The 4,081-nt window shown below is 61.6% G+C and carries 2 protein-coding genes and 1 pseudogene; all 3 read right to left on the reverse strand.

Annotated elements, in window-relative coordinates; all coding sequences use genetic code 11:
* Positions 1 to 2,702, reverse strand: a 2,702-nt coding sequence (locus tag Q1K23_RS08235; protein WP_300363729.1) for an efflux RND transporter permease subunit, incomplete at its 3' end; no start/stop codon positions are given.
* The gene (locus Q1K23_RS08240) at positions 2,703 to 3,818 is read right to left on the reverse strand and encodes an efflux RND transporter periplasmic adaptor subunit (protein ID WP_300363731.1); all 1,116 of its coding nucleotides are present in this window, start codon (positions 3,816 to 3,818) and stop codon (positions 2,703 to 2,705) included.
* A 110-nt stretch (positions 3,819 to 3,928) separates the two neighbouring features.
* Positions 3,929 to 4,081: pseudogene (prfB, locus tag Q1K23_RS08245) on the reverse strand (peptide chain release factor 2); the annotation flags it as partial.

A 4,081-nucleotide genomic window follows, 5' to 3' on the forward strand; every position in this document is an offset into this window, starting at 1 on the left:
AGAATCATAAGCGGCAGCACCCAGCTTTCGTACTGCGCCGCCAGCACCAGATAGACCACCAGCGTCACGAAGGCGAAGAGGTAGATCTGGGCGTTGCCCGCCAGCTTCTCCTGGTAACTCATGCCAGACCACTCGAAACCGTAGCCGTCGGGCAGCACCCGCTTTGCGATCTCCTCCATCGCCGTCATCGCTTCGCCGGAGCTGTAGCCGGGTGCGGCGTTTCCCGTGATCTGCACGGAGCGGTAGAGGTTGTAGTGGGAAAGGTTCTGGGGTCCGAGAGTCTCTTCGACTTTGACCAGCGTGTCGACGGGGACCATCTTGCCGTAGACGCTCTTGACGAAGAGTTTGGCGATGTCGGCCCGTTCGATGCGGTAGGGGGTGTCGGCCTGCACGAAGACCCGAAAGACCTTGCCGAACTTGGTGAAGTCGTTGACGTAGACGGATCCCAGGAAAGATTGCAGCGTCGTAAAGAGCTCCGAGAGGTCCACCCCCAGCGTCGCGGCTTTGGCGCGGTCGATGTCGATCGTGTACATCGGGTAGGCGGGGTTGAAGGTGGTGAAGGCGCGTTCGATGCGGGGGTCCTTGTTGGCCTCGGCGATGAGTCGGCGCACGTGGGTCATGAAGGTGCCCAGATCGCCCGAGAGGTAGTCCTGCACCCGAAAGTCGAAGCCTCCCACGCTTCCCAGTCCCGGAATGCCCGGCAGGTTGAAGGCGGCCACCTGCGCGTCGCCGTATTTGGCGCCCAGACGGTTGATGGTTCCGACGATGGCGTCGACGCTCTGGGCGGGATCTTTGCGCTCTTCCCAGGGTTTGAGCGCCACGAAAAGCACGCCCGCACTCGGGTCGAGGGTACCGGAGATGGCGTTGAAGCCGTCGATGCCGATGGTGTCGGCCACGCCCGGGATTTTCGCCACTTCGGCAGCCAGTCTGGTACGCACCTCTTTGGTGCGCTCTACGGAGCTGCCGGGCCGCAGGGTCATGGAGACGATCAGCGCCCCCTTGTCTTCGGAGGGCACGAAGGCGGTGGGGGTGTTGGCAAAGAGCCAGTAGACCGCACCGAGAAGGCCGACAAATCCGAGCATCACGCTTTTGCGCCGCCGCACCAGAAAGCCCACCAGCGCGCTGTAGCCGGCGGTGAGCTTCTCGAATCCGGCTTCGAATTTCGCGAAGACCCAGGGTTTTTTGACGCCCGCCTTCTGGCGGCGGATGATGATGGCGCTAAGCGCGGGCGAGAGGGTGAGGGCGTTGAGCGAGGAGATGATGACGGCAAAGGAGATCGTCAGCGCGAACTGCTGGTACAAAGAGCCCGTGATGCCCGGCATCATCGAGACCGGCACGAAGACCGCCACCAGCACCAGCGTCGTGGCGATGATGGGGCCGATGAGCTCTTTCATCGCCTTTTTGACCACTTCGGGGATGGGGAGGTCGGGCTCCTTTTGCATGATGACCTCCACGTTCTCCACGACCAGAATGACGTCGTCGACGACGATGCCGATGGCGAGAATCAGCCCAAAGAGCGTCAGGAAGTTGATCGAAAAGCCCGGGGCCATCTGCATGGCGGCGAAAGCGCCGATGAGCGAGACGGGGATCGCGACCGAAGCGATGACGGTGGGGCGCCACGACTGCAAAAAGATGTAGATGATGACGATGACCAGCAGCACGGCGACGATCAGGTTTTGGACCACGTTGTCGATGGCCACTTCCACATAGCGGGTGGTGTCGTAGGGAATCTGGTAGCTCAACCCCTCGGGAAAGCGGGACTTGAGCCGCTCCATCGTCTCGCCCACTTTCTTGCGGATATCCAGGGCGTTGGAGCCGGGAAGCTGGTAGATGCCGATCATGCCGGTGGGGCGGTTGTCGAGCACCGCGTTCCAGTCGTATTTCTCGGCACCCAGCTCCACGCGGGCCACGTCTTTGAGGTAGACCAGGCGTCTTTCGTCATGGCGTACGACGATATGCTCGAAGGCCTCCACCGTCGCCAGGCGTCCTTCGGTGGTGAGGACATATTCGAACTTCTGATCGTCAGGCGAGGGGGAGGCGCCGATCTTGCCCAGGGCCGCCTGGCGGTTCTGGGCGCGGATGGCGGCGACCACCTCCGAGGGGGAGAGGCCCAGGGATTTGAGCTTGTCGGGATCGAGCCAGACGCGCATGGCGTACTTCTTCTCCCCCATCACTTCCGCTTTTCCCACGCCGGGAATCCGCTTGAGCTCGTCGAGGATGTTGATGGTGATGAAGTTGCTCAAAAACTTGTCATCATACCGCTCGTCGCCGCTGATCGTGACGGCGCAGACCATGTTGGAGCTCTCTTTGTTGACGGTGATGCCCTGCTGTTTGACCTCCGCGGGCAGGGAGGGTTCGGCGATGGAGACCTTGTTCTGCACGTCCACGGCGGCGATGTCCAGGTCGTAGCCCGGCTCGAAAAAGATTTTGATGAGCGAGGTGCCCGCGGAGGTGGAGGAGGACTCCATGTAGATCATCCCCTTGACGCCGTTGAGCTTGTCCTCCAGAGGGCGGGTGACGCTCTCTTCGACGTCGAAGGCGTTGGCGCCGGTGTAGTTGGCGGTGACGGTGACGGTGGGAGGCGTCACATCGGGAAACTCCTGTACCGGCAGCAGCGCCAGCGATAGGGTGCCCGCGATGACGATGAGCAGCGCGATGACCGACGCGAAGACGGGGCGCTTGATAAAAAAGATCGAAAACATCTACTTTTTGTCCTCTTCGGGTTGGACGGGCAGGCCGTCGCGGACCTTCATCAGCTGGGAGACGATGACGGCATCGCCCTCTTCCAGCCCTTTTTTGACAGCCACGAAGGTACGGGTGGTGAAAGCGACTTCGACGGTGCGGCGGGCCGCTTTGCCCTCCTTGACGACGTAGACGAACTTGCCCTGCTGGTCTTCGAAAAGCGCCTCGACGGGTACGGTGAAGAAGGGGTAGCGGTCGGTGACGAAGAGGTCGAGGTAGACGAAAGTGCCGGGCAGGAGCGCGCCGTCGGGGTTGGGAGCGGTGGCGCGCATCGTGACGGTGGAGGTCTGAAGATCGACCCGGTTGTCGGCGAAGTCGACGGTGGCGTTTAGCTCGGTGCGTTTAAGCATCTCGTCGGAGGCGGGAATGCGGATGACCGCCCGCTTGCGATCGGCACCCCCGTAATGCCGGATCTTCTGCGCCTCCTTTTCGCTGGGGCTGAAAGTGACGTAGATCGGGTCGATCCCCAGAATGCTTACCAGCGGGGTCGCTTCGCCCATGCCTACCAGGTTGCCCACATCCACTTTCCGCGCCCCGGCCCGGCCCGTGATGGGAGCGCGCACGATGGTATAGCCGAGGTTCAGCTTCGCATCCGCGATCTTCGCCTCGTCGGCCAGGATGGCCGCCTTGAACTCGGCCACCTGCGCCTCGAACTCCTCCAGCGTCGCCCGGGGGGCGAGCCCCTCGTCTACAAGCGGTCGGTAGCGGGCCACGTTGGCCTGGGCCAGGCGAAGGTGGGCTTCGTCCTTCTCTTTCTGGGCTTTGGCCGCGGCCAAAGCCGCTTTGTAGCGGTCGGGCTCGATCAAAAAGAGCTTCTGCCCCTTCTTGACGATCTGGCCGTCTTCGAAGTAGCGTGCGATCAGTTTTCCCGATACGCGGGCCCTGACTACCTGTTCGCTGCTCGCTTTGGCGGTGCCCGTGAAGGTCTCCCAGATGGCCACCGGCTTCTTGTGGGCGACGAGAATCTCCACCTGCAGCGGTGGAGGGACTTTGACGGCGGGAGAGCTTTCGTCGTTTCCGCAGCCGGAAAAGAGCGTGACCAGAAAGAGGGTGAGACCGAACAGGAGACGTCGCATCGACAACCTTTATGAAATATCGGGAAAAGTTATGGAATATGATAGAACAAAAGGGATTAATGAAAGGTTATGGCAGATTGGGACAATGGGAGCGTCGTAGAGCGGGAGGACTACTGCTCTCCGCTCTGTTTCTCCGCTTCCGCGACGAGGACCCCCTCGATCAGTTTATCGATATCGCCGTCGAGGATCGCGTCGACGTTGCTGAAGGCCTGGCCGCTGCGGGTGTCCTTGACCTGCTGGTAGGGGGCCAGGACGTAGCTTCG

Source organism: Hydrogenimonas sp. (assembly GCF_029933015.1).
Lineage (GTDB): Bacteria > Campylobacterota > Campylobacteria > Campylobacterales > Hydrogenimonadaceae > Hydrogenimonas.

Coding starts and splice junctions, on each gene's coding strand:
- Q1K23_RS08240 (WP_300363731.1), bottom strand. CDS start 3,818: ATGCGACGTCTCCTGTTCGGTCTCACCCTCTTTCTGGTCACGCTCTTT.